This window comes from Streptomyces sp. DS1-CR2 (assembly GCF_055760475.1).
In genome coordinates, this window is sequence record NZ_CM147085.1 from 665,009 (window position 1) to 690,743 (window position 25,735).

Here is a 25,735-nt window from a genome sequence, read left to right on the forward strand (position 1 = left end):
TACGTCAATCGCCGGCCGTGACGGGAAGGGGGAGCACTCACGTCGTTACTGCGTTCATGGGTCTCACCTCCTCGGGCGTCGTCACGGTTCACTGCAAGCTACGAGACCGAGCATCACCCCGTCCAATCATTTCCCAACCACGTGATCACGACTCCATGGGCCCGTGCGGTTGCAGGGCGAATCCGGCAGGGCGGCCCGGCTGGTCCCGGTCACGGTGGACGATCTGAATCTGGCCGCCCCGAGGCGGACCGGGTCTCGGAAGGCGCTGCGCGCCGGAACCGGAGGCGCTCGACGAGCGCGAGCGGCTGCGCGAGCCCACGAGCAGAATGCCCGGCCGCCCCGCGCGGCAGCTCGCGCCAGACCAAGGCGGCCTCCGCTGGTGTGAGCAGGATCCCTCGCCCCTCGAAGGGGCTGTGTCGGGGATGGCGTACTCACAGCGCGCGGGTCACCTCGCCAGGGGCGCCGGGACGTTCTGCACTGGCCCGCCCTGGTGCGCCGAAAAGTTGCCATCACCCTGAGGAGCGCACCAGAGCCGGCACCCATCACAAGTTCTGGGCGGCCGGCAGACCTCGCAGGGTGGGGAGCAGCGCAAGGGCCACCCGTAGGTCCAGGGTATGGCTGTCGATGCCGCGCCCCAGGATCTGCTTGGCCTGCTGGACGCGGTAGGTCACCGTGTTGGGGTGGATCGTGAGCCGTTCGGCAGTCCGGCCGCGGCTGCTGTTCTCGTCGAGATAGGTCGCCAGGGTCATCGCCAGCCGGAAGGTGCTCTCTTCGTCGGCCGCGAGACGACCGAGCACCCCGGTGACGAAGGTGCGGGCCTGCTCGGGGTCGACGGTGCCGAGCGCGGCGACGGCCACGTCCCGGTAGCGGGTGACCGGCGTGGCATGGGGTTCGGCGAGCGTCACCACCCGGCGGGCGTGCGTGGCCTCGATGTGCGTACGACGGAAGCCGTCCAGCCCCTGTGCCGGGTTGCCGAGTGCAACCCGGGCCCCGGCCGGAGCGGCGAGCCGGGCGCCGTCGAGGTCGGCGTCGCCGAAGGGAGTGGTGCGGCTCAGCCATGCCGCGTGTGGCTGTGGTCCGAGCGGGTGCGTCAGCGTGGAATCCGCGCCGACGGCCTGCGCGGCTGCTGCCACCACCTGCTCGACGGCGGAGTCCGCCCGTACGTCGGACGTGGCCTCGATTCCCCAGGCGATCACACCGACGTGGTGGCGGCCCAGTTCGTAGCGCAGCCGGGCCGCGGCACGGCGCTGGTCGCGCTCGCGGCCTGCCAGGATCGCCCCGATCGCCTCCGCGCGGGCCGCCGCGGCGCTGCGCACCCGCGCCTCCCGCTCGGCCGTGTACTGCCGCTCCATCTGCGTCACCGCGGCATCGACGTACGCGAACAGCCAGCTCGACGCCAGGTCGAGGGCCGCCGCCTGGTCGGCCGCGCCGGACACCCGTGCGGTGATCCGGACGAACATCCACTGCCACAGCATCTCGTGGCCGAGCCGATAGGAGCGCAGCATCGCGGCAAGTGCGAGCTGCCGTTGCACTGCTGAACGGGTCGCCGCGACGGTCGCCGTGGGCAGGTCGATCAGGTGCGGGTCGCCACCCCGCTCGAGTGCCTGGGCGATGAGCCGGAAGTGGGCCTCGTTGCTCTTGACGTGCTCGTCGGCCGACTCGGCGTCCGGGAACCACTCGGGGGCCGCGGCCCTCAGGGCCGCGGCCGCCGTCATCGGCGTGCCCCACGAGAGCCACGGCGAGGAGGTCAAGGCCTGTGTCGTCCTCAACCCCGGCGCCGACCTCGCCGAGGAACAGCTGATCGCCTGGTGCAAGCGGGCCATGGCCACCTACAAGTACCCCCGCCTGGTGGAGTTCCTGGACACCCTGCCCATGAACGCCACAGGGAAGATCCTCAAGCGGCAGCTGAGACTCACCTCCGACGGGGAACGCCGAAGTGGATCACGCGCGTCGACCCTGCCGGCGGGCCGCGGGCCACGCAGCACCGGGCTGTGACGGATGGGCGCGGGCCCCGGCCGGGCGGGGGGGCCGTTCATCTATGCGGGCATCATTCCGATGCCGGAGCAAACCCCCGGATCAGGTCGAACCCGTACACCACTTCCCTGGACGCAACCGGCCTTGCGACCCCTTTCGCTCGGCTTGGTCTTCTTCGGCTCACCACGAGCCCGGTGGGAGTCCTGCGGTGCCGACCACGTGACACTGACAGGCGGAAGTGGCCTTCCATCCGCGCTGGAGATCGCGCGACACGGCTCTTTGCGTCTCGCCGACATGCGTCGGGGGACGACGGGGGTCAGATTGGAAGTATCCGACCCGCCGGACGGAGACGCCTCGGCGGGCAGACGACAGAAGAGGCTGTCATGACGACCCACATGAGAGCACCTGGTCGGCGAGAGGAACCACACGGCAGCGGTTCACTGGTGTTCGCCGCCGTCATCATGATCTTCAGCGGGACGCTACTCGGAGGCATATCAGCCCTCGCCATCGACGCACTCGTCATCTGGGGGATTTGCGTTGCTCCCCGGCCGATGAGGGACTGACGTCCGGGACCGGGACTCGTGGCACTCGAAACAGCGACAGGGGAGCTGCCGCACATGGTGCTCGTCGTCGGTGTCGCCGGGTCAGGCAAGTCGACAGTGGGGCGTCTCCTCGCCGAGCGACTGGGCTGGGAGTACCGGGACGCGGACGAGTTCCACTCCGAGGCCAACCACGCCAAGATGGCCGCCGGTCATGCCCTCACCGACAGCGACCGGGGGCCGTGGCTCGCAGCGATCGGGGAGTGGATGGACCGGGAGATCGCGGCCGGGCGGCAGGCCGTCGTGACCTGTTCAGCGCTCAAGCGGGACTACCGGGACAAGCTGCTGGCAGGGCGCCCCGAGGTTCTTCTGGTATACCTGCATGGCTCGCACGAGCTGCTGGAGGCCCGGCTGGCCGCGCGGCACGGTCACTTCTTCCCTGCGGACCTGTTGGACAGCCAGCTCGCGGTTCTCCAGGAGCCTGAGCCCGACGAGCACCCATTGGTGGCGGAGATCGACCAGCCTCCGGAGGAGGTCGTCGCAGCGGTGCTGTCGCTGATGCCACGGGAATCCGCTGTCGGGATACCGGCGGCCGGGGCGGGCACGGAGCGGGCCTTTCACGCCGTTGTGCCCGACGGCCCTTCCGCCTCCCCCAGCCCCACGGGCGCGTCGTGGCGGTTGGTCCGGGGAGAGCAGAGCGCGGTTGTGGTCCAGCTGGGCGGCGCCCTGCGCGATTACCTCGTGAACGGCCGACCGCTGCTCGACGGGTTCTCCACGGGGTCCGCCATCACGGGCGGGCGGGGGCAACTGCTCGTCCCCTGGCCGAACCGCGTGGGCGGCGGACACTACCGCTTCGACGGCAGGAGTCTGCAACTCCCCCTGAGCGAAGTGGAGAAGGGCAACGCGATTCACGGACTGCTTCGCTGGGCCCTGTGGAAGCTGCTCGCCCGCACCGATGTCTCGGTGTTGCTCGGCACGACGCTCTGCCCCCAGCCGGGATATCCGTTCCTCCTCGATGTCCGTGTCGAGTACCGGCTGGGCCCGGACGGGCTCAGGACCGCCGTCCACGCCACCAACACCGGTACGGAGCCCGCACCTTACGGAGTGGGGCAGCATCCCTATCTGACGGTCGGCACCGACCTCGTCGACAGCGCCGTGCTGACCGTTCCCGCCCGGTACCTGCTGCGTACCGACGACAGGGGCCTGCCCATCGGCCGGGAGCCGGTCGACGGCACCCCGTACGACTTCCGCGCCGCGCGCCCCATCGGCGATCTGCGACTGAACACCGCCTTCACCGGACTCGACCGGGGCCCTGACGGGCGGGCGATCGTGCGGCTGGCGCACCCTTGCGGACTTCAAGGCGTCGAACTCTGGCTCGGCGAGGGGACCCGCTACGTGCAGGTGTGCACGGGCGACACCCTGGCCGAACCCGAACGTCGGCGGGGGGTCGCCGTGGAAGCGATGTCCTGTCCACCGGACGCCTTCCGCAGCGGCACGGACCTCACCGTCCTGCAGCCCGGCGCGACCCACGTGCTCCAGTGGGGCCTGAGCCCGTGGGGGTTCTCGTGACACCGTCCGTGGAGCCAACCACAGCCGGCGCTATGACCGCGCACGCTTTCCGGGCGCTCTACGAGCGCCTACGGGGCCAGGCGGCGCAGCCGACGGTGGACGGCCGGTGTGGCGCACTCCGCCATCTGACTCCGGCGCGGGTGGCAGCGGCTGCCGCGCAAGTCCGCGTCGGACGCACGGTGTCGCTGGCGGCTCCGATCGAAACCGTTCAGGGCCCCGACGATCCCGAGCCGACGGTGCACCGGATGACCGGACCGGGCCCGAGCGATATCGGCTCGGCCGCGCTGCACTTCGCCACGGACCGCTTCGCCATGAACGTGCACGGCGACGCGGACAGCCATCTCGATGCCCTCTGTCACGTCATCTTCGACGGAGAGCTCTACGGCGGCTTGCCCGCGAGCACCGTGACGGCCGAGGGTGCCCGTAGGCTCTCCGTGGACCTGCTCGAAAACGGCATCGTCGGCCGGGGTGTACTGCTGGACATTCCACGGCTGCGCGGCGTGCCCTGGCTGGAACCGGGCGACCATGTGACCTCGGGCGATCTGACGGCTGCTGAGGCCACGCAGGGGGTCCGCGTCGGACCGGGCGACCTGCTGTTCGTCAGGGTGGGGCATCGTCTTCGGCGCACCGAACTCGGGCCGTGGAACGCGGCCGAGGCACGGGTGGGCCTTCACCCGACCGCCGTGGAATTCCTGGCCGAGCGACAGGTCACGGCCCTGGGCGGAGACGGCAACAACGACACCGCGCCCAGCGCGGTGGAGGACGTCGCGTTCCCCGTTCACGTCCTGGCCATCCACGCCATGGGCATCCACCTCATGGACTACCTGCGGTTCGAGGACCTCCTCCCGGCCTGCGCGCAGGGCGGCCGCTGGAGTTTCCTGTGTGTGGTCGCCCCCCTGCGGCTGACCGGAGCCACAGGGTCGCCTGTGAACCCGATCGCGGTGCTGTGAGGGCCGCTCACCGGGGACGCCGCTCCGGTCGCCGTCCATGGGGAAGGTGGATATTTTCGAGGGAGGTGGGGCCGGTGGACCCCTCGCCCAGCGGGGCGCCAGGTACCTGACACCAGGTCGGGGCCATGATCCCAAGGACGGTGGTCGCCGTGGGCGACGCCCCTCACTACGACGTCATCATCATCGGCACCGGTGCCGGCGGAGGGACGCTCGCCCATCGTCTCGCCCCGGCGGGCAAACGCGTCCTCCTCGTCGAACGCGGCGGCTACCTCCCGCGTGAGCGCGACAACTGGGACTCGAATGCCGTGTTCGTCAGAGGCAAGTACCGAGCCCCGGAGTTCTGGCTCGACAAGGACGGCACCGAGTTCCCGCCCGAGGTCAACTACTACGTCGGCGGAAACACCAAGTTCTACGGGGCAGCCCTCTTCCGGCTGCGGCCCGAGGACTTCGGCGAGCTCCGTCATCACAGCGGTATCTCTCCCGCCTGGCCGATCCGGTACGAGGATCTGGAGCCGTACTACACGCAGGCCGAGCACCTCTATCTCGTCCACGGACGGCACGGCGAGGATCCTGGTGAGGGGCCCGTGAGCGCACAGTACGCCCATCCGCCCGTGGAGCACGAGCCGCGCATCCAGCAGCTGAGCGACGACCTCGAGAAGCGTGGCCTGCACCCGTTCCACCTGCCGATCGGCGTCAATCTGAGCCAGGAGAACGGGGGTCGGCCCACCCACTCCAGTGTCTGCATCCGTTGCAACCGGGTCGACGGCTTTCCGTGTCTGGTGCGCGGGAAGTCCGACGCCGAGGTGATCTGTGTCGCGCCGGCTCTGGAACACCCCAACGTCGAGATGGTCACGCACACGCGGGTGGTGCGCCTGGAGACTGATACCCGTGGACGCAGTGTCACCACGGTCGTCGGCCGGCTCCCCGACGGCTCGGAGGTCCGGTTTACGGCGGACGTGGTGGTCGTCTCCTGCGGGGCGGTCAACTCCGCGGCGCTGCTGCTGGCTTCGGCGAACGAGCACCATCCCCGTGGTCTCGCGAACAGCTCCGACGTGGTCGGCCGGTTCTACATGCGGCACAACAACCTGGCCCTGATGGCGGTGTCCAAGGAACCCAACGACACCCAGTTCCAGAAGACGCTGGCCCTGCACGACTGGTACCTCGGCGCGGACGACTGGAACTTCCCGCTGGGCGGCATCCAGATGCTGGGCAAGTCGGACGCCGAACAGATCCACGGCGAGGCCCCCCGCTGGGCCGGTGCGGTGGCACCCGACATGCCGTTCGAGGTACTGGCACATCACGCCGTCGACTTCTGGCTCTGTGCCGAGGACCTGCCGCTGGCGGACACCCGGGTCACCCTCGACCGTGACGCCCGTATCCGGCTCACTCTCGACGAGAAGAACAACATCGAGGGCCTGAAGCGCCTGAGGCACAAACTACAGGGAATGCTCGGCCACTTGGGCATGCACGAGCACCATCTGCTGTCCCACAGCATCTACCTGCACAAAGGCATGCCGATCGGAGCGACGGCGCACCAGGCGGGCACCGTACGCTTCGGAACCGATCCCGCCGACTCCGCGCTGGACGTGAACTGCAAGGCCCACGATCTCGACAACCTGTACGTCGTCGACACGAGCTTCTTTCCGAGCATCGGCGCGGTCAACCCTTCCTTGACCGCCATCGCCAACGCCCTCCGCGTCGGCGACCACCTCTTGGCCCGGCTGGGTTGAGAACGACGCCGGCCGCTGGTCCGTCCGGACGAAGATGCTGGACCCAACGGCCTAGAGGCGATTCCGAGGAGATGCCTGCCGTCCCACCGGGTGATTGCGTGATGCCGCCCGGCACAGCTGGCGCCGGACTCAGCGCAACCGCGCAGCGAGGAGGCAGGACGGCATGAATTCCCCCGTGGGAGCGCCGCAAGGTGTGATCCCGGCGCGTTTGCTGCACGGCCAGAAGGCTCTTGTCACCGGTGCCAATTCGGGCATCGGTAAGGCCACGGCCATCGGCTTGGGGCGCGCCGGCGCCGACGTGGTCGTGAACTACGTGGCGGGTCGAGAGGCCGCCGAGGAGGTGGCCGGGGAGATCGCCTCGTTCGGGGTGCGCTCGGCGGCCTACGAGGCTGACGTGTCCCAGGAGGACCAGGTCGTCGCCATGATGGACCGAATGGTCAAGGAGTTCGGCACCATCGACGTTCTCGTGGCCAACGCGGGACTGCAACGTGACGCCCGGTTCACGGAGATGACCCTCGCTCAGTGGCAGAAGGTCCTCGACGTCAACCTCACCGGTCAGTTCCTGTGTGCACGGGAGGCAGCCAAGGAGTTCCGGCGCCGGGGCGTGGTCCCCGAGGTCTCCCGCTCCGCCGGAAAGATCATCTGCATGAGTTCCGTACACCAGATCATCCCCTGGTCGGGTCACGTGAACTACGCGTCCTCCAAGGGCGGCGTGCAGATGATGATGCAGACCCTGGCCCAGGAACTTGCTCCGGAGAAGATCCGCGTCAACGCGGTCGCCCCGGGAGCGATCAAGACGCCGATCAACCGCGCCGCCTGGGAGACGCCCGAAGCACAGAAGGACCTCCTGAGGCTCATCCCGTACGACCGGATCGGGGACCCCGACGACATCTCCCACGCCGTCGTCGCACTCGCCTCCGACCTCATGGACTACGTGGTGGGAACGACCCTGTACGTCGACGGCGGCATGACCCTCTTCCCCGGCTTCGCCACCGGCGGATGACCCTCTCCCAGCCCTTCACATCCACGAACGGCGAAGGCACGTATGCCCACCTCGCTCCACCTGCTGGCTGATGCCCCGGCCCAACTCCTGCCGGCCCGGGAACTCATGGCCTTCACTCTGGCCTCCCACATCATCCTGGTGCCGCTCGGCGTGGCCTTCCCCTTCATCACCCTGGTCATGCACTACCGCGGACTGCGCCGCAAGGACGCCACGGCACTGCTCCTGGCACGACGCTGGTCGGCTGTCATGGCGGTTCAGTTCGCCCTCGGCATCGTCACCGGCACGGTGCTGTCGTTCGAGTTCGGTCTGTTGTGGCCGGGCCTGATGGGACGCTGGGGTGACGTCTTCGGCATCGGATTCGGCGTCGAGGCGTGGGCCTTCTTCCTGGAGGCCGTGCTCATCGGCATCTACCTGTACGGATGGCGGCGGCTGAAGCCGCGGACGCACTTCCTTCTCGGGCTGCCCCTGCCCTTCGCCGCGCTGCTCGGAGCCTTCGGCATCCTGGCCGCCAATTCCTGGATGAACACGCCACACGGCTTTTCGCTCGACTCCGGGGGCAACCCGGTCGACGTGGACGTCTGGAAGGCGATCTTCACGCCGATGTTCGGACCGCAGTACTGGCACTTCGTCGTAGCGACGATTCTCACCGCGGGCTTCATCGTGGCCGGTGTCTATGCCACGGGCTGGCTGCGCGGCCGCCGGGACCACTACCATCGGCTCGGCTTCGCCGTTCCGTTCACCATCGCCGCTGTCGCCGCACCGGTGCAGTTCTTCCTCGGCGATTCCATCGCCCGGTCGGTGTTCCACAAGCAGCCGGTGAAGTTCGCCGCGATGGAGATCGTCTGGAAAACCGACACCCGCGTGCCGGAATACCTCTTCGGGCGGATGAACGAGGACGGCACCGTCTCGGGCGGCATCAAGATCCCGCTGCTCGACTCGGTGCTGGCCGGATTCAGTGCGCACACCGAGGTGGTGGGGCTCACCTCCGTCCCGGCGGACCAGCGCCCCACGGCGACGCAGGCGACCATCGCCCACTGGGCCTTCGACATCATGGTCCTCATCGGGTCCGTGCTGGTACTGCTCGCACTCTGGTACGGGCTCGTCTGGCTGCGGCACCGCCGCCTGCCCGCCTCGAAATGGTTCTACCGCTCCGCGGCCTGTGCCGGTGTCGGTTCCGTCGTGGCCGTCGAGTGCGGCTGGATCGCCACCGAGGTGGGGCGCCAGCCCTGGATCGTCTACCGGAACATGCGGGTCGCCGAGGCCGTGACCTCGACTCGCTCCACCAGCCTGTGGATCATGCTCGGTGTGGTGCTGGTGGTGTACGTGTTCCTCTTCGGCTCGTTGCTCGCCGTCGTGTTGAAGATGCGCACGCGCTGGCGGCTCGCCGACGAGCAGCAGGCCATGGCAGGTACCCACACGCCGGAGGCCGACATCCCTTACGGGCCGCGGGCTTCGCTTCCCGCGGGTGACGTGCCCGCCGCCGGCCCCGGAAACGGCCGATCCGGCGGTGACGGCCCATGACCGCCGCCCTCATCGCCGTGGTGCTGCTCCTGGCCGTTACCGCGTACGCCTGCGCGGGCGGCACGGACTACGGAGCCGGCTTCTGGGACCTGACGGCCGGAGGCACGGAACGCGGTCGGCGTCCCCGGTGGCTCATCGACCACGCCATGGCCCCCGTATGGGAGGTGAACAACGTCTGGCTGATCTTCGTTCTCGTCATCATGTGGACCGGCTTCCCCGTCCTGTTCCAGACCGTGTTCTCCGCGATGTGGCTCCCTTTGGCCCTGGCAGCTGTAGGCATGGTCCTACGTGGCGCCGGTTTCGCACTGCGTAAACCCTCCCAACGGCTCGTCGGCCGACGCTTGTACGGTGCCGTGTTCGCCTTGGCCTCGGTCATCACGCCGTTCTTCCTCGGTGCCGCCGTCGGCGGAGTCGCGTCGGAACGCGTGGCTCCCGGTACCGAGGCCTCGGCGGACGTCTGGACCAGCCCGACTTCGCTCGTGTTCGGACTGGTCGCCATCGCCACCACGGCGTTCCTCGGGGCGGTGTTCCTCACCGGGGACTCGCGCAGGTTCGACGCGCCCGATCTGGTCGGCTACTTCAGGCGGCGGGCGTTGAGCAGTCTCGCCGTGCTCACCGTCCTGGCGGTGGTCACCGGGTTGGTCACCCATGAGGACGCCCCCTACGTGTGGCACGGACTCACCCACGGCCTGGGGCTGCTCTTCGTCATCGTGGCCGGAGCGGCCGCTCTCGCAACCGCCTGGCTGCTCCGGCGGACGCCGGGAACGTGGGTGCGCGTCACGGCGGTCGCAGTCGTCGCGTCCGCCGTCATCGCCTGGGGCATGGCCCAGCGCCCCTACCTGCTCCCCACCTCCCTGACCGTGGCCGACGCCGCCGGCGCGCCCTCCACGCTGACGTGGCTGGCAGTCGTCACCCTGGTGGCCCTGGTGGTCGTCGTGCCGGCCGTCGTGCTCCTCTACTGGCTGGACACCCACGGTGAGCTGGAAGAGCTCACCGACTCCGACCTGCGCGGAGGAAGCGGCACCGGCGGCGACGGAGCAGTGGGCGACAGCTGATCGCCTGACCGTGTCCAGTCCGGACATCCCCCTTCGCGACCGGCCCTCGACGGAGTAAGCCGCTGTGACCCACGACGAGATCCTTCTCGGCCTCGCCCTGACGGTGGTACGGCTAATCCCTCCGCGCACCCTGCAGCATCGAGTCCAGGGTGATCGCCGCGTCGATCAGTGCCAGGTGCGTGAAGGCCTGCGGGAAGTTGCCCAACTGCCGCCCCGTCAGGTCGATCTCCTCGGAGTACAGGCCCAGATGGTTGGCGTACGTGAGCATCTTCTCCAACACCAACCTGGCCATGTCCGTACGTCCGGCGCGTGCCAGCGCGTCGACGTACATGAACGTGCACAGGGAGAAGGTTCCCTCGGAGCCGCGCAGCCCGTCGGGGGACGCCTGCGGGTTGTAGCGGTAGACGAGGCTGTCGCTGACCAGCTCACTTTCCATCGCGTCCAAGGTGGACTTCCACATCGGGTCGTCCGGCGTGATGAAGCCGACCGTCGGCATGCGCAGCAGCGACGAGTCGAGCACATCGTCGCCGTAGTGCTGCACGAAGGCCTGCTTCTCAGCGTCCCACCCACGGTCGAGCACTTGCGCGTAGATCTCGTCCCGCGCGTCAACCCAGCGTCCGCCGGCAGCGGGACGGCCGTCGTCGTAAGCGATCCGCACGGCACGGTCGAAGGCCACCCAGGACATCACTCGACCGTAGGTGAAGTCCTTCCGGCCGCCGCGGGTCTCCCATAGCCCTTCGCCGGGCTGGTCCCAGTGGTCGACCAGCCAGTCGAGCAGTGTGTGCAGGGCTTTCCAGCCCCCGTTGTCGAGATGCATGCCGTGCTGATGCGCGAAGTAGATACTGTCGAGCGCCTCGCCGTAGATGTCCAGCTGAAGCTGGTTCGCCGCCCCGTTGCCGATGCGGACCGGGGCGGAGCCGCGGTACCCCTCCCAGTGCTCCAGTGTCTCCTCGACCAGGTCGGCGGAGCCGTCGACCCGGTACATGATGTTCAGCGGCCCGGAGCCGTTCCCCTGGCCGGCTTCCTGCTTCACGCGTTCGTGCAGCCAGTTGATGAACGCGGCCGCCTCTTCCCTGAATCCCAGACCCAGCAGGGCGTACACCGAGAACGAGGCGTCGCGGATCCAGGTGAACCGGTAGTCCCAGTTGCGCTCTCCGCCCAGTTGCTCGGGCAGTCCCGTCGTGGGGGCGGCGACCAGGGAGCCGGTCGGCGCGTACGTCATGAGCTTGAGCGTCACAGCCGAACGTTCCACCGCCTCCCGCCAGCGGCCTGAGTAGGTGGACTGCCCCAGCCACGAACGCCAGAAACGAACTGTCTCGTCGAAGAGTCGCTCGAACTCCTCCACGCGGACCTCGTGCGGAGGCCCCCCGGGCGACGATTCCAAGACCAGGCCGCGCCGCTGCCCCGCCCGCAGGGTCAGGGAGAAGCGCAAATCGTTCTCGTCGGCCGAGAGGACGTTCAACAGCCGTTCGTCCTGCGGCTCACGGACGGCATGGACGGCGAGGTCCAGGTCCTCCGAGGTGAACAGAGCCCCGTGCTCCGTGCGGTGCAGCTCGTGCGGCTTACGGCCGTAGTCGAAGCGCGGAGCGATCTCTCCTTCGAACGTCATGCTGCCGCGGACACAGCGCAGCATGCGGACGATACGGTGCCGGTCGGTCGCGGTCTTGCCGGTCACCGGCATGAAGTCGACGACCTCCCCCGCCCCGGCCTCGGTCATGAAGCGCGTCACCAGAACGGCGGTGTCCGGATGGTAGAGCTGTTTGGTGGTGTACGTCCCCGCAGTCGGCCGCACGGTGAAGTGGCCGCCTCTGCTCCGGTCGAGCAGAGCGCCGAAGACGCTGGGTGAATCGAACCGCGGACAACAGAACCAGTCGATCGTCGCATCGGTTGTCACGAGGGCCGCGGTCTGCAGATCACCGATCAGGCCATGATCCTCGATCAGAGGATAGTCGTCCATGTGCAGACCCCTTTCAGCCCGGCCGACCACACTCAGGGCACCGTCACGCCGCGGATGAAGTGGACTGAGCGGCCCCGATCAGCGTAGGCCGCCGACGCCGAACCGTCCTGACGAGGGAGCCGCACGTGGTGACGGCGGTGCTGCCGCTGCGCCGAAGGGGGAATGGCCCTACCCGTGAGGTGAGGGCGATTCCCGTCGAGGGAGGCCGCCCTCTCGTGTTCTCAAGAGCACCTGACCCCTGTGGTGAAGGGGCGTGGCGTGGGTGTCCTGACGTCCTGGGCCCGCGAAGTAGACCAGGCATGACAGGTTCCAGGAGCGTCCTTAAAAGAACAAGATCCCTCACCACGCCTGCCGACGCCATGCAGGACGTCCGGCCTTCCGCCGTCAGTCGGCGTCCTTGCCCATCGCTCGCAGAACCGCCTGGCGGGCCTCGTAGAAGTCGACGTCCGAGACGTCCGGGTCCTCCTCCACCTCGCTCAGCCAGTCCTCCATCTCCTGCGGCTCCCACAGCTCGAAGCCCTGGGGGATGGAGAGCGTCGTGGTGCTCGCACGCAGCTGCTCGACCGCAGCGGCTTCCTGGACACTGCGAGTGCTCACCTCGGTCACCGCGCCACGTCCTTCCGGTTCATAGGGGAACGGACGGGCGACCTTGCCAGACACACGCCGGTTGTGTCCAAAACGACCCGGCGCCCCCTCCTCTTCTACGAGGCCAGGAGCCTCACCCGCCCGGTCAGCTCGGCCGAGAAGAAGTCGGCCGCCTGCCCGAGGGCCTCGGCGGACCTCCGCGCGATGACCGTGCGCTCGCCGACGACGGCGATGTCCGAGGGGCGTTACGCCGCCACGGATGGCTTCGAGGGCGCACGGCCAGGATCTCGCCCCAGTCGAAGAGTCGGAGCCGTCGGCACTCTCCCGGCTTGCGACGGCTCATTTACAGCCACACCCTGTCCATGACGCCCTTGTGTTCGCTCCGCTCCGGCCCAGTCACATGATTCCGACGGCGTTGTTCGAAGCTTCCCTTTGCGGAACAGGTAGCTGCGCAACTCGACGACGGGAGGCGGTGACACGCAAGTGGACGACGGTTCGCGTCGTTCGCAGCGGCAGCAGCCGGGCGGGCCCGGCTCGCGTCCACGCTCCGGTCGCGGTGGGCGACGGCGGCGGTATGTCGTGCTGGGGAGCCGGCCCGCCCGCGGGGTGGGGGCGATGGCGCGGGCACGTACGGCTGGGACGGCGGTACGGCGCGCCGGGGACCACGACGGCGCGGCTGTGAACCGCGGGCTGCGCGTGGCGGCGGCGTACGCATGGCGGCTGCTGCTGCTCGGGGCGGCCGTGTACGCGGCCTTCACGATCCTGGGGCGATTGCAGCTGGTCGGTGTGGCGCTCTTCCTCGCGCTGGTCGTGACCTCGGTGCTGCGTCCGCCGGCTGATCTGCTGGCGCGGCGTCTGCCGAGGGCCGCAGCAGTTGCGTTGAGCGTGGTGGGCAGCCTGGTGGTCGTGCTGGGGCTGCTGGTGCTGATCGGCGGCCTGATCGCGGGGGAATCGACACGGCTGGGGCAGGAGTTCTCCGGGGGCATCGGACGGATCCAACGGTGGCTCGAGGGCTCCCCCTTCCACGTGAGCCACGCGGTGCTCTCGGATCTGCAGGGCAAGGTGTCCACGTTCGTCTCTCAGCACCGTTCGGAACTCATCAGCAGCGTGCTCAGCGGCGCCGGGCGGCTGGTGGAAGTCCTCACCGCAGCGGCGCTTGCCCTGTTCTGTTCCTTCTTCTTCATGCATTCCGGGGACAAGTACTGGTACTGGTTCCAGCATCTATTGCCGGAGGGCGCTCGGGACACCTGGGGCCGTGCGGGACGAGCGGCGTGGCGCACCTTCGCCGGGTACACGCGGGGCATCATCATCGTGGCGGCATCCAACGCCGTACTGGTCGGGATCGCCCTGTTCGCGCTGCGCGTGCCGCTGGCCCTGCCCCTGATGCTGCTGGAGTTCTTCGCCGCCTTCGTCCCTCTCGTTGGCTCACCCATCGCCCTGGCGGTGGCCACGGTCGTCGCCCTGGCCGCGCGGGGCCCGGTCACCGCGATCGTGGTGCTCGCCCTGATCGTGATCGTCGGCCAGATCGAAGGCCACGTACTGCATCCACTGGTACTGGGCTGGGCGGTGCGGCTGCACCCCGTGGTGGTGGCTCTCTCCGTTATCACCGGCAGCATCCTGGCCGGAGTGGTCGGCGCGGTCGTGTCCGTTCCCATGGTGTCGGTCGCCTGGTCCGTGCTCTGCGAGCTCCGCATCCCGCGCGCCCGGCCCGAGCCGAACCACCCCGGGCGCTCGCCGGACTGAGACGCTGAGGGCCCAAGGGGCCAGGGTTCGCCGGGCGCCCACTGCACGTCGGCCCCGGCCCGCCCGCCGACGCGATCAAGCCGTCCCGGCCACCGGGCGGCGGGCCGCGATATCGACTCGTTTCCGCGCCCCGGCCGCCGCCGCTGTACGAGTCGAAGCCGAACAGCGGGGGCGGCTGTGACCGATCAGAGAGTGCACCATCCCGCGCGCTTCCGCACCGCGGCTTCGGAGTTCTGACTACCGAGCCGGAGTCCCTCGGGCTCGTCAGCCGTGAATTCAGCCTGCGGCTCCTGGCCCATGAACCCTTCGACGACCTGTCCGCAGACCGGAGGGGTGTCCTCCGGCGGGCCGGTGCCTCGTGCGCTGACCTGCCTTGCCGAACGAGCGGCAGCCACCACTCCCCCGGACGGCCCACTCGGCCGGCCCACACGGACCGTCTGCCACCGGGCGCGCAGCTCTGTGTGGGCGAAGCATGGGGGAAGCAGCCTCCGTCGGCCGGCGGTGGGGGTCCAGGGGTAAGAGGTGTGAGCGGTGACTTCGGCATCTCGCGCAGTGGCAATTCTCGACGTCGGTGACCCCGTTGCGGACTGGTCGCCCTACGAGCAGCCGAAGGCTCCTGAAGGGGCGCCGAACGTCGTGTACATCGGGTTGGACGATGTCGGGTTCTGCGCGATGAACCGTTACGGCGGACCGGTCGAGGCGCCGAATATCGACTACCCCGGCGCTGCCCCTGGGCCTTCACCGGTGGCACGCTGCACTACGTGGGGGTCGACGGCACCGGCGCACCGTACATCAGCCTCGAAGCCGAAGCCGGAGGCGAGGCCGAGGCCGTACTCGCCCGCGAACAGAGGTACGGCGCGGGACGGCAGGCGGCACAACCCGACGTGCCTGCTGCGGGGCCGCGCCGCGTCCGGGCTGCCGAACTCGAGGCCAGGGTGCCGCGCCGGCGCACGGAGGGGACCGGCCCGCAGACAGTGCTGCCGGCACGAACAGGTGAGGATGCCCGATGCCCGCTCACGATGAGCCTCTCCTCACTGTGGATGCTCAGGGCCAGGTCGTGGGGTGGAGCGTCGCAGCGGAACACCTCTTCTGCCGTACGGCGGCCCACGTCCTGGGCAGCAGTGTGTTCGAGGTCGTCGGCTCCCTTGCCCGCGGGCGGGCGTGGCGCATCGTGCCGCTGGTGCAGGAGCCCCGCGAACGGACCTGGGGGGTGTGGCAGGACAAGGACGAGGGCAGCGCAGGAGGCGGGGACGAGGACTTGTTGGGTCTGGGTGAGGCGATCCTGGACGCCGTGTTCACCCAGGCAGATGTCGGTCTGCACTTCCTGGACCCGCAGCTGCGGGTCCTGCGGGTCAACCCATCGTCCATCGGCATGCGTGGCATCGCCCTGGAGAACGTCATCGGACTGCCGGCCGTGGAGGCATACGCGTCCATAGGCCTGCGGATCGACGAAAGCATGCTCCGTGAGGTCCTCGTCTCGGGCCGGCCGACCCGTGATGTCCTGCTGCGGGGCCGGCCAGCCGTCGACCCGGAGCGTGAGCACGTCTTCTCGGTCTCTGTCTATCGCGTGCGCAATGGGGCGGGCCGCACTCTCGGACTGGTGGCCACGACGGTGGACGTGACCGCGCGAGAGCGCGCACAGGCCCGCCTGCGCCTCTTGCACAGGGCCCGCGCAATGATCGGGCGCACCCTCGACGTGGAACGCACGGCCCGCGAGATGGTGGACGTCACGGTGCCGGACTTCGCCGACAGTGCTGTTGTGGCACTCACCGACGCCGTCCTTCAGGGGAAGGCGCCTGAACTCGCGGCTCTCAACGGCGAGAGGCTGCTGCTCTGTGCTGCGGCGGGCAGTACCCGCGCCGACTACCCGCCACCACCGACGGGTTCGACTCTGCTGCCCGCGCTGTTCGGCCCGAAGCTGCCGTCGTCGGTCACCATCTTGCCGGTAGAGGGCGCTCACTCGGGCAGCACCCCCTATGGGCCTCGGCTTGTGGCGCCGCTGTCGGCACGGGGCCAGGTCTTCGGGGCGGTCGCCTTCGAGCGTCGGCGCGGCGGCGAGCCGTTCACTTCCGGGGACGTGGACCTGGCGAAGGGCATCACCGCGCGCACCGCGAGCGGTCTGGAGAACGCGCTGCGCTTCACCCGCGAGCACATCGTCATGACCGCGCTGCAGAGCTGGCCCATCGGGCAAGAACGGCAGACCCAGCGGGCCGCCGAGATCGCCCAGCGCCACCGCTCGGGCGGCAGCGGTGCGGGATCGTGGTTCGACGCGCTGCCCCTGCCCGGCGCCCGCGTCGCGCTGGTGGTGGGACAGGTCGAGCGTCCGGGCCTGAGCGCGGTCGCCACCATGAGCCGCCTGCGGACCGCGGTCCAGGCCCTGACCACCCTCGACCTCGACCCGCACGAACTCCTGGCCCGGCTGCATTCCACCGTCCTGCGCCTCGCCCGCGAGCAGAAGAGCGTGCAGGGAAGCATCGACGAACCCACCGTGCACTGCACCATCGCCGTCCACGACCCCGTCAGCGGACGGCTCGACGCCGCACGGGCGGGCCGCTCACTGTTCGCGATCGTCCGCCCGGACGGCACCGTGGACACCGCCCCCCTGCCTATGGGGCCACTCCTGGGAGGGGACGGCCCTCCGTTCGCCTCCACCAGCCTCGTGCTGCCTGAGGGAAGCACGGTCATCCTCGCCTCTCCCGCGGCCACCCGCGAGCAAGGCCCCACGCGCGGCAGCCTGGCCGCCGCCCTCGCGCATCCGGATCACGGACCGCAGCAGATGGCAGACGACGTCCAACACCTCCTGGCCCCGGACCGTGTCCTGCTCGTCGCACGCACCCGGCGCCTGCCCCCGGACGAGGTTGCCCAGTGGGATGTGCCGCCCGAACTCCAGTCGGCCGGACCGGCCCGGGAGCAGACACGGACACGCCTTCAGGAATGGGGCCTCGACATCGACCCTTTCACCGCCGAACTGGTCGTCAGCGAACTGGTCACCAACGCCATCCGCTACGGCACTCCCCCGATCGCCCTCCGCCTGATCAGAGGGGAGACAACTCTGACGTGCGAAATCGACGACGCCGCGCTCGCCGCCCCCTACCCCCGCCACGCCAAGGCGACGGACGAAGGCGGACGCGGACTGTATATCTGCGCAACACTCGCCCGAAGCTGGGGAGTTCGCTACCGCGAGTACGGCAAGACCGTCTGGGCCGAACTCGACTCGCAAACCACCGGACCGGATGCCGGATGAGCCACGCGCAGCGAGTCAGCACCCACACGAACCTGACTGCCGTCGGCTTCGGCCAAGCCGCCTGAGCCGGCCTCCATACCGTTCGCGCCTCCGCTGCTGATCAACCTCGGCGGCAACAGGTACATGACCCGCCTTCACCGGTGGCGCCGTGCTGTGCCTGCTCGGCGGGCTTCCCTGGCCAAGGTCCACCGGGCCCGTTGACGGCAGGACCTCAGGCCCCGCCCCAACCTGCCCGCGGCAGCCTGGGCTACGAGAAGAAGAGGAGCAGCGAAGTGTCACCTGGTGACCATTAGGTGACCGCTGTCCGCCGGACGATTTGTCGGATCCCGGGGAACGATGGGGGAGCGTCACCGCGAGAACCAGCCGCCGACACAGCGCGCGAATCACCCGAGCCGCGCCGGAAGGGCATGTCATGACCGCCACCCGTCCCAAGGCCCCGACTGCACCAGGGGTGCGGTCCTGGTGGGGAATCCCGTTCGCCACCGCTGAGCGGTACCGTCGCCCGGTGGTCGCGGACTTCGATCCGGGCCTCCCCTACGACCGCAAGGGCGTCGTCTCCGTCCAGCCCGACAGCGGTGACTGGCTCGAAGCGGACAGCGGGACGGGCGAGGACTGCCTGAACCTGAACGTGTGGGCGCCCGAGCAGCCGGCCGGCAAGGCGCTCCCGGTGACCGTGTACATCCACGGTGGCGGATTCGAGTACGGCGCGAACACGCAGATCACCTCGAACGCCGCCGGTCTCGCCGCGTCGGGGCGCGTGGTGGGTGTGTCGATCAACTACCGGCTCGGCGCGCTGGGCGCGCTCTCGCTGTCGCAGTACGGCGGCGCTCTGGCTGAGGCCAGCAACCTCTTCCTGCAGGACGTCATCGCCGCGCTCACCTGGATCCAGCGGAACATCGCCCACTTCGGCGGCGATCCCGACCAGGTCACCGTCTACGGTCACAGCGGTGGCGCCTACACCACCTTCGGGCTGCTCGGTGCCTCTTCCGCCAACGGCCTGTACCGGCGCCTGGCCGGGTTCTCCGGCGGGCCCGCTCGTAGCATTCCGGCCTGGTGGGCCGAGGATCTCGCGGAGCGGTTCGTCACCGAACTCGGCGTCGCGGACAACCCGGAGAAGCTGCTCGACCTCGACCCGGCCTCCCTGAGGGACGCCCTGCGCAAGGTCGCTCCGACGGACCTCGGAGTCCGGGGCGGGGTGGACAACAAGGCCACTGGCGTCGTCCTGGACATCGGGCAGCCCGGCGCGGTGGTGCACGCCCACCCGATGGACGTCCTGGCCTCGGGCGCGCACCGCGATGTCGATGTGCTGCTGAGCATGGCCAGTGACGATATGGGCTGGTGGGTGGCGAACGACCTCGACCGGTTCGACCCGCACACCCTCGACCGCATCGTCGACGAGGTCGCGGGGTGGCGGATTCCCCGCTCCCGCGCGAAGAGGCTCGTCGATACCTACGACCGGGGCGGCCGTACCCCGGCCGAGGTCCGTGCCGCGCTCATGGCGGACTACCTCTTTGCGCTCCCCGCGGCCCGCGGTGCCCTGGCCCATGCCGCCGCGGGCGGCAACGCGCATCTCCTGATGATCGGCCCCGCCGAGGGTGCTCCCGCCTACCACGGCACCGAGATGTACGCCCTGGTCGGCCAGGAGCAGCCGGGCCGCAGCGCGGAGCAGGCCGAGCGTGACACGCGTATCCGCGACATCGTGCTCGACTTCGCCACCGGCGAGCAGTCCCGTCTGTGGCCCGCTGTCACGGACCGGCCCACCGCGGAAAGCGTCGGCAACCCTCCCTACGAGGCCACAGGCCACTACCAGGAAGCCCTCGGCCTGTGGGAGGGCATCGACCGCCCCTGACAGCCGTCGGGCGACACAGAGACGCGGAACGGCGCAGGTCCGCCACCGGCTGACCGCCCGGGGACCTGCGCCCGGAGCCCTGGCTCCACCTTCACACCCCAGGGGGCGACCAGCGCAGGGGGCACCTGTCAGTTCGCAGTCGCGGGAAACAGACGCTCGACGGCCGCGACGATGGCGGCCCGGCGTGCCGTCAGGAACGTGGCGCGGTCCTCCCCGTGCGGGGGCAGCAGGTCAGGCTGTGCAGCCCAGGCGGTGGCGATCTGGTGGACGAAGACGAGGATGTCGACCGGGTCCCAGTCGGCGTCCAGCTGGCCGGCTTCCTGGGCCTCGCGGAGTTGCTCGAGCTTGCGGGCCACCGATTCGCGGAAGGTGTCGTGGGGCAGGGAGTCGCCGGCGTCGAGCTCGAGTTGCCCCCAGCTCATGAGCCGGAAGCGTTCGGGGTGGTCGGTGAAGTAGTCGTGGAGGCGGCCGGCGTAACCGGGCAGGTCGGTGGGGTCCATGCGGGTCGCTTCGGCCACGGCCGCCAGCTCCTGCGCGGAGACGAAACGGTAGAGGGCCACCTTGCTGGAGAAGTAGGCGTAGACGCGTTCCTTGCTGGTCTTGGCGGCCTTGGCGATGCGGTCAATACGCGCCCCGGCGATCCCGTGCTGGGAGAACTCGGCCTTGGCGGCACTCACGATGCGGTCGCGGACCGAGTCTGCGGGGGTTGAGGCGCTCATGTTTCCACGCTACCCGACCAAACCGTTTGGTTTGCCACTGGGGGATGGGTCGGCGTAGGCTAAAATCGACGGCCTTGGGCAGGTGAGCGACCACGAGTCGGTAGGACTCGGTGACGAGCTCCCTGAGGAGCGGCTCGTCGACGCCGTCCCCGCCCTCCAGCGTGATCCAGAGCGGCCCGTCGACCCGCACACCTACGGCAGCACCACGCGGGCGGCCCGGTGAGCGCAGCCGGCGACCGGCTCCAGGACACGGCCCGTCACGCGGCCCTCGCGCTGCCCGGGACGGACCACGGTTACCCGTTCACCAAGCACCTGGACGTGTACAAGGTCGCGGGCAAGGTGTTCCTGATCGTCACCGACGACCCGGACGAGCAGATCATCACGGTCAAGTGCGAACCCGAACACGCCCGCGCGCACGTGCACGGCTATGCCTCGATCACACCGGGCCGCTACCTCGACAAACGGCACTGGATCTCGCTCGGACCGGGCCCCGGCATCACCAAGCGGCTGGTCACCGACGCGGTCGAGGATTCCTACGACCTGGCCGTCGAGCGGCTGCCCCGGCGCCAGCGCCCCCGTACCCGATGAGCACCGCAAGCGCGCCCACGAACCGCTGAGCCCACTCCTGTCAGTGCCCCGTGCAAGGCTCAACCACGCCCGCACACCTCCGCCTGCGATCCGAGAGACCGATGGAACCGACCGAAGCGACCCTGCCGCTCTTCAACGAGGAGCCCGCCCGGCCACTCGCCGACCGCCTGCGCCCCACCCAGCTGGAAGACGTCGTCGGGCAGGACCACCTCCTGGCCCCGGACGCCCCGCTGGGCCGCATGGTCGCCCAGCAGCGCCTCGGCTCCGCCATCCTGTGGGGCCCGCCCGGCGTCGGGAAAACGACCATCGCCCGGCTCCTCGCGGACGGCAGCAACCTGGCCTTCGAACCGGTGTCGGCCACCTTCTCCGGCGTGGCCGAACTGCGCAAGGTCTTCGCCGCCGCACGCAGCCGGCGCACCATCGGCCAGGGCACCCTGCTGTTCGTCGACGAGATCCACCGCTTCAACCGCGCCCAGCAGGACAGCTTCCTGCCCTACGTCGAGGACGGCACGATCACCCTGATCGGCGCCACCACGGAGAACCCGAGCTTCGAACTCAACGGCGCCCTCCTCTCCCGCACCCAGGTCCTCGTCCTCAAACGCCTCGACGAAGCCGCCCTGTCCACACTCCTCGACCGCGCCGAGGACCTCACCGGCCACCGGCTGCCCCTGGACGACGACGCCCGCAGCGCCCTGATCGCCATGGCCGACGGCGACGGCCGCTACCTCCTCAACATGGCCGAACGGCTCCAGGCTCTCCCGGACACCGGCACTCCCCTGGACACCGCCGCGCTCGCCCACCACATCCAGCAGCGCGCCCCGCTGTACGACAAGGCGCAGGAGGGCCACTACAACCTGATCTCCGCGCTCCACAAGTCCATGCGCGGCTCCGACCCGGACGCGGCCCTGTACTGGCTCGCCCGCATGCTCGACGGCGGCGAGGACCCCCTGTTCGTGGCCCGCCGCCTGGTCCGCTTCGCGAACGAGGACATCGGCATCGCCGACCCGCACGCCATCCAGCAGGCCCTCGCCGCCTGGGACGTGTACGAGCGACTCGGCTCCCCCGAGGGCGAGTTGGCGATCGCACAGGCCGTCGTCTACCTCGCCACCGCCCCCAAGTCCATCGCCGTCTACCGCGGCCTCAACGCCGCACACCGCGCCGCCCACCGCACCGGCACACTCATGCCGCCCGCCCACATCCTCAATGCCCCGACCCGACTGATGAAGGACATCGGCTACGGCAAGGACTACCAGTACGACCCCGACACCACCGACGGCTTCTCCGGCGCCGACTACTTCCCCGACGACATGGACCGCGAGACGTACTACCAGCCCACCCGCAACGGCTACGAAGCCCAGATCACCGAGCGCCTACGCCACTGGGCCGCCCTGCGCGATCACAGACAACGCTAACCGGTCGTCGCCCGCGAAGAATTCGTCGCCCGGACCCTCACTCGCCCCACTGCGGAGCAGATGCCCTCGGCGCCAGCGGGCGGCTTCACGTTCCGCGTTCGCAGAAATGAGTAGCTCTGAGAGACCGGAGCCCTGCGCCGGACCTTGTCCGGTTTGCCCCTGATGACGACTGTGGGACCTTCCCGGCACCCTCCCGCCAGTCGGCATCGCGGCCTCCGGGGGCCGGTCCTGCGCAATGGCCGGCCGCCTCGCCGATCTCGTCATCGCGACCGAACCGAAGCCGGAACTCGTCCACGCCTTCGACCGGCACGGCGGCACGGGAAAGCCGCGCATCGGGCAGATGCCGGTCTGCTATGACACCGACCGAGACGCGGCGATCGCCGCGCCCACGACCAGTTCCGCTGGTCCGTCGGACGCTGGCCGCTGAACGCCGAGCTCCCGGGCCCGTCCGGCTTCGAGGGCGCCACGCAGTACGTCACCCCACAGGACATGGCACAGGCCATTCCGTGCGGCGACAACGTCGAGGAGTTCTTCAAGGTCGTGCGCCCCTATACCGAGGCGGACTTCACCGAGGTGGCAGTGGTCCAGGTCGGCGGCGAACACCAGCGGCCGTTCACCGACTGGGCAGCTAAGGAACTGTTTCCCGCACTGCGCGAGCTCTGAGGGAGTCCCGGCCGTTTGCGGGCCGCTTGGCCAGGTCGCAGGGCGGATGTCATGGGCGTCGCCCACTCACGGGACGCGGACCCAGACCAATAGCGCATGCCAAGAAGGAACGCATGCCCCGGTGATCGGATACCCAGCAGGAACGCGAGTACGAGCACATCAAGGAGAGCGCCGACGAGTGGGGCGAGAGCAAGAAGTGGGCCAAGAAGTTCGCCGCCCGCACCTTGAACAAGGAACGCGCTCGCGTCGGCGAGTCCCCTGGTGCGAGCAGGAGTTCGACGCAGGACATGTAGTCGACCAAGGCCGCCACATGGCCGCCACATTGGTTATCAAGAGACCCCCCGAATCGTGTATGCCGGCGAACGCCACGGGTACCTGAAGGCAATGTGCACCACCACCGTCCGACACTGGAGGCGAATCCCATGGGCTTAGGCGGATGCATTCTGCTCATCGGCGCGGGTGCCATTCTCACGTTCGGCACCGACTGGCAGATGCGGAGCGTCAACCTCGATGTGGTCGGCGCGATCATGATGATCGTCGGCGTCATCGGGGTGCTGGCCTTCACCAGCATCGCCAAACGCAGGCGGGTCGTCGTGCCGTCGTCCACTTCGCTCATCGACGAAGAGCGAGATCACCGTCTCTGATACGAGGAGACAGGTGACCGGAGGACACCGGCAGGCCACTGGCGACTGTCCGCACCTCCGGCGTTTCGGGCCCCAATGGGCCCACGCGCACGGCAAGTTGAGGCACTGGCAAGTAAGAGAAGAGTCCGCGGCCCGCAAACCCAGGCTGACCGTCCTGGTGAGACGCTTGGCGCCAACTCCTCATAGCCGTCGTCAACTCGGCCGCCGGGCCCCTCTCCGGCTCGCCCCCGCCGCTGTCGGAGGGGGCTCATTCCGTGGCCGCCAGCATGAACGAGGTATTCCTGGTCGCCGCCTTTCGTAACCGGCCCCTGGACGCCGGCCCGTATGCCTTCGTCTGGGTCGACGCGCTGATCCAGACCGCCCCGCACAGAACGAGATCACCGAGTGGCCGTCAATACACCACTCCAGCGGATGTGACCCGGCCGCACGGGCACGTGGGGCCCCATTTGAGGCCGGGGTCGTTTGGGGAGAGAATGAGGGGACAGGTGAACAACAACGGTGCTTCGGACCAGAGGCATCCACCGCGAGCGGCGTACCGCTCCCCGGTCGATGACGGTCCGGGTGCAGCGCTTTCTTCGCTTCTCGCGGCGGCCCCACAGCAGACCGTTGAGGAGCGAATTTCATGCTCACCCACAAACGCGTACCGGTCTCCCAGCGCGCGCCGGCCTCTCGTGTGCACGACGACAGTCCAGACACGGCGACTGCCTTCAGTCACCTCGCAGGCCTGAGCGAAGGGCCCGAGCGGGACCTGTTGTGTGAAGAGGTCGTTGAGGCGTGGCTCCCCGTGGCGCACCGTATCGCCGTCCGCTTCCACGACAAGGGCGAAAGCATCGAGGACCTCCGGCAGGTCGCGGCCATGGGTCTGCTCAAAGCGGTCAACAACTACGACCCGCAACGTGGGCGGTTCGAGCCCTACGCCGTCCCCACCATCAGGGGAGAGCTGCGCCGCCACTTCCGCGACCACATGTGGGACGTCCACGTCCCCCGGCGCGTGCAGGACCTGCGCAACACGGTCCGCCGGGCCCGCCGCGACCTCGCCCAGCAGCCCGGCGGCAACTCAGAACCCAGCGTGGCCGCCATCGCCGCCCACACTCACCTGACCGAGGACGAGGTCCGCGACGGCCTCAAAGCCATCAACGGCTTCAGCGCCCTGTCCCTGGAGGCGGGGCTCCAGCCCTCAGGCGACGACGACGCGTTCAGCCTCGCGGACGCGCTCGGCGCATCCGACGGGGCCTACGACGTGATCACCGACCGGGAAGCCGCCAAGGCCGGCCTGGAACACCTCCCCGAACGCGAACGCACCATCCTCTACATGCGGTTCTTCGAGGACATGACGCAGAGCCGGATCGCGGAGCATTTCGGGATCTCGCAGATGCATGTCTCCCGCCTCATCCACACCAGCTGCGAGCGCGTACGCGAGGAAGCCACTCGCGACGGAGAGCAGGGCGAGGACAGCCAGGCAGCCTGAAACGAAACACAACGGTCCGGCACATCGACGCGCCGAGGGTCTGGGGCGGGTTTCAGCGTCGCGCGACAGGGCACCCGCGCTCTGGGTGACCGTGGCCCCGCCGTCCCTGCCCCCCGCGGGCGTCCCTGCCTCCGCGGGAGAGCCACAAGCCTTCGCCCCTCCGTACTACTGGAGGGGCGAAGGTACGCGGTCACCGCACCAGGCGATTCACGAAGAGATCAGTTGTGGCGGCGCTTCATGGGCTCAGCAGCACCACGGGCACGGTCGTGGACCTCGCGCAGGGACTCCTCGGCCTCGCCCTTCGCCTGGTCGGCCCTGCCCTCGGCCTCCTTGCCGCGATTGCCGGTGACCTTGCCGGTCATCTGCTTGGCCTTGCCCTTGATCTTGTCCGTGCCGCCCTTACCGGCCATGACAACTCCTAGTTCTCTGTGGCGTCTTGTGTGACGCCTGCTCCTCCAACGTAGGAGAGACGAAGGAAGATCGCCCGCCGGACAGTCGCGCTGTGTCACCGGGCCTCATGGC

General features: G+C 69.2%; 19 protein-coding genes and 3 pseudogenes. 16 read left to right on the plus strand and 6 right to left on the minus strand.

Annotated features, from left to right (window positions below; all coding sequences use genetic code 11):
• Positions 1-542: 542 nt before the first annotated feature.
• Positions 543-1,715: a PucR family transcriptional regulator gene (locus ACY0PA_RS03365; protein WP_473083248.1), complete on the minus strand. Its 1,173-nt coding sequence runs from the start codon at positions 1,713-1,715 to the stop codon at positions 543-545.
• A gap of 4 nt (positions 1,716-1,719) precedes the next feature.
• On the opposite strand from ACY0PA_RS03365, the gene ACY0PA_RS03370 reads away from it, so the two are divergent.
• The 7 genes from ACY0PA_RS03370 (at position 1,720) to ACY0PA_RS03400 (ending at position 10,341) form a co-directional block, all read left to right on the plus strand.
• A complete protein-coding gene (locus ACY0PA_RS03370; RefSeq protein ID WP_473083249.1) occupies positions 1,720-1,995 on the plus strand; it encodes an AMP-binding enzyme in 276 nt (91 codons plus the stop codon).
• A gap of 560 nt (positions 1,996-2,555) precedes the next feature.
• The gene (locus ACY0PA_RS03375) at positions 2,556-4,082 is read left to right on the plus strand and encodes a gluconokinase, GntK/IdnK-type (protein WP_473083250.1); all 1,527 of its coding nucleotides are present in this window, start codon (positions 2,556-2,558) and stop codon (positions 4,080-4,082) included.
• 32 nt (positions 4,083-4,114) lie between these two features.
• Positions 4,115-5,032, plus strand: coding sequence for a cyclase family protein (locus tag ACY0PA_RS03380; RefSeq protein ID WP_473083251.1), 918 nt, complete (start codon positions 4,115-4,117; stop codon positions 5,030-5,032).
• Between the two features lie 125 nt (positions 5,033-5,157).
• Positions 5,158-6,762 carry a GMC oxidoreductase gene (locus ACY0PA_RS03385; protein ID WP_473083252.1) on the plus strand — a complete coding sequence of 535 codons (1,605 nt, stop codon included), beginning with the start codon at positions 5,158-5,160 and terminating at the stop codon, positions 6,760-6,762.
• Positions 6,763-6,925: 163 nt separating this feature from the next.
• Complete coding sequence (locus tag ACY0PA_RS03390) at positions 6,926-7,765, plus strand: SDR family oxidoreductase (protein WP_473083253.1); 840 nt, start codon at positions 6,926-6,928, stop codon at positions 7,763-7,765.
• Positions 7,766-7,807: 42 nt separating this feature from the next.
• Entirely contained in the window at positions 7,808-9,286 is a 1,479-nt protein-coding gene (locus ACY0PA_RS03395; RefSeq protein WP_473083254.1) for a cytochrome ubiquinol oxidase subunit I, read from the plus strand.
• Positions 9,283-10,341, plus strand: coding sequence for a cytochrome d ubiquinol oxidase subunit II (locus ACY0PA_RS03400; RefSeq protein ID WP_473083255.1), 1,059 nt, complete (start codon positions 9,283-9,285; stop codon positions 10,339-10,341). Before ACY0PA_RS03395 ends, ACY0PA_RS03400 begins: the two co-directional genes overlap by 4 nt.
• Positions 10,342-10,453: 112 nt before the next feature.
• Here the strand turns inward: ACY0PA_RS03400 and ACY0PA_RS03405 are convergent, their stop codons facing one another.
• Entirely contained in the window at positions 10,454-12,298 is a 1,845-nt protein-coding gene (locus tag ACY0PA_RS03405) for a glycoside hydrolase family 15 protein (RefSeq protein WP_473083256.1), read from the minus strand.
• Positions 12,299-12,682: 384 nt separating this feature from the next.
• Positions 12,683-12,895 (minus strand): hypothetical protein, encoded by a 213-nt coding sequence (locus tag ACY0PA_RS03410; RefSeq protein ID WP_473083257.1) that lies wholly within the window; start codon positions 12,893-12,895, stop codon positions 12,683-12,685.
• A gap of 603 nt (positions 12,896-13,498) precedes the next feature.
• On the opposite strand from ACY0PA_RS03410, the gene ACY0PA_RS03415 reads away from it, so the two are divergent.
• The 3 genes from ACY0PA_RS03415 (at position 13,499) to ACY0PA_RS03425 (ending at position 19,719) form a co-directional block, all read left to right on the plus strand.
• Positions 13,499-14,626, plus strand: coding sequence for an AI-2E family transporter (locus ACY0PA_RS03415; RefSeq protein ID WP_473083258.1), 1,128 nt, complete (start codon positions 13,499-13,501; stop codon positions 14,624-14,626).
• A gap of 1,006 nt (positions 14,627-15,632) precedes the next feature.
• Positions 15,633-17,870, plus strand: a complete 2,238-nt coding sequence (locus tag ACY0PA_RS03420) for a SpoIIE family protein phosphatase (protein WP_473083259.1) — start codon at positions 15,633-15,635, stop codon at positions 17,868-17,870.
• A gap of 412 nt (positions 17,871-18,282) precedes the next feature.
• A complete protein-coding gene (locus ACY0PA_RS03425; RefSeq protein ID WP_473083260.1) occupies positions 18,283-19,719 on the plus strand; it encodes a carboxylesterase family protein in 1,437 nt (478 codons plus the stop codon).
• Positions 19,720-19,847: 128 nt separating this feature from the next.
• Here ACY0PA_RS03425 and ACY0PA_RS03430 read toward each other — a convergent pair whose 3' ends face one another.
• Both ACY0PA_RS03430 and ACY0PA_RS03435 read right to left on the minus strand, forming a co-directional pair.
• On the minus strand, positions 19,848-20,438 hold the full coding sequence (locus ACY0PA_RS03430) for a TetR/AcrR family transcriptional regulator (RefSeq protein WP_473083261.1): 591 nt from the start codon (positions 20,436-20,438) through the stop codon (positions 19,848-19,850).
• 70 nt (positions 20,439-20,508) lie between these two features.
• A pseudogene (locus ACY0PA_RS03435) lies at positions 20,509-20,610 on the minus strand (MmcQ/YjbR family DNA-binding protein); the annotation flags it as partial.
• 47 nt (positions 20,611-20,657) lie between these two features.
• Here ACY0PA_RS03435 and ACY0PA_RS03440 point away from each other — a divergent pair.
• The 6 genes and pseudogenes from ACY0PA_RS03440 to ACY0PA_RS03465 all read left to right on the plus strand — a co-directional run bounded on the left by ACY0PA_RS03440 (position 20,658) and on the right by ACY0PA_RS03465 (position 25,213).
• Positions 20,658-21,026: an MmcQ/YjbR family DNA-binding protein gene (locus tag ACY0PA_RS03440; protein ID WP_473083262.1), complete on the plus strand. Its 369-nt coding sequence runs from the start codon at positions 20,658-20,660 to the stop codon at positions 21,024-21,026.
• 101 nt (positions 21,027-21,127) lie between these two features.
• Entirely contained in the window at positions 21,128-22,438 is a 1,311-nt protein-coding gene (locus ACY0PA_RS03445) for a replication-associated recombination protein A (protein ID WP_473083263.1), read from the plus strand.
• A 166-nt stretch (positions 22,439-22,604) separates the two neighbouring features.
• Positions 22,605-23,101, plus strand: a pseudogene (locus tag ACY0PA_RS03450) (LLM class oxidoreductase); the annotation flags it as partial.
• 158 nt (positions 23,102-23,259) lie between these two features.
• Positions 23,260-23,391: pseudogene (locus ACY0PA_RS03455) on the plus strand (plasmid stabilization protein); the annotation flags it as partial.
• A gap of 132 nt (positions 23,392-23,523) precedes the next feature.
• Positions 23,524-23,745 carry a hypothetical protein gene (locus tag ACY0PA_RS03460; RefSeq protein ID WP_473086225.1) on the plus strand — a complete coding sequence of 74 codons (222 nt, stop codon included), beginning with the start codon at positions 23,524-23,526 and terminating at the stop codon, positions 23,743-23,745.
• A 622-nt stretch (positions 23,746-24,367) separates the two neighbouring features.
• Positions 24,368-25,213, plus strand: a complete 846-nt coding sequence (locus ACY0PA_RS03465; protein WP_473083264.1) for a SigB/SigF/SigG family RNA polymerase sigma factor — start codon at positions 24,368-24,370, stop codon at positions 25,211-25,213.
• A gap of 218 nt (positions 25,214-25,431) precedes the next feature.
• Here the strand turns inward: ACY0PA_RS03465 and ACY0PA_RS03470 are convergent, their stop codons facing one another.
• Positions 25,432-25,623 carry a CsbD family protein gene (locus ACY0PA_RS03470; protein WP_473083265.1) on the minus strand — a complete coding sequence of 64 codons (192 nt, stop codon included), beginning with the start codon at positions 25,621-25,623 and terminating at the stop codon, positions 25,432-25,434.
• Positions 25,624-25,735: the final 112 nt, after the last annotated feature.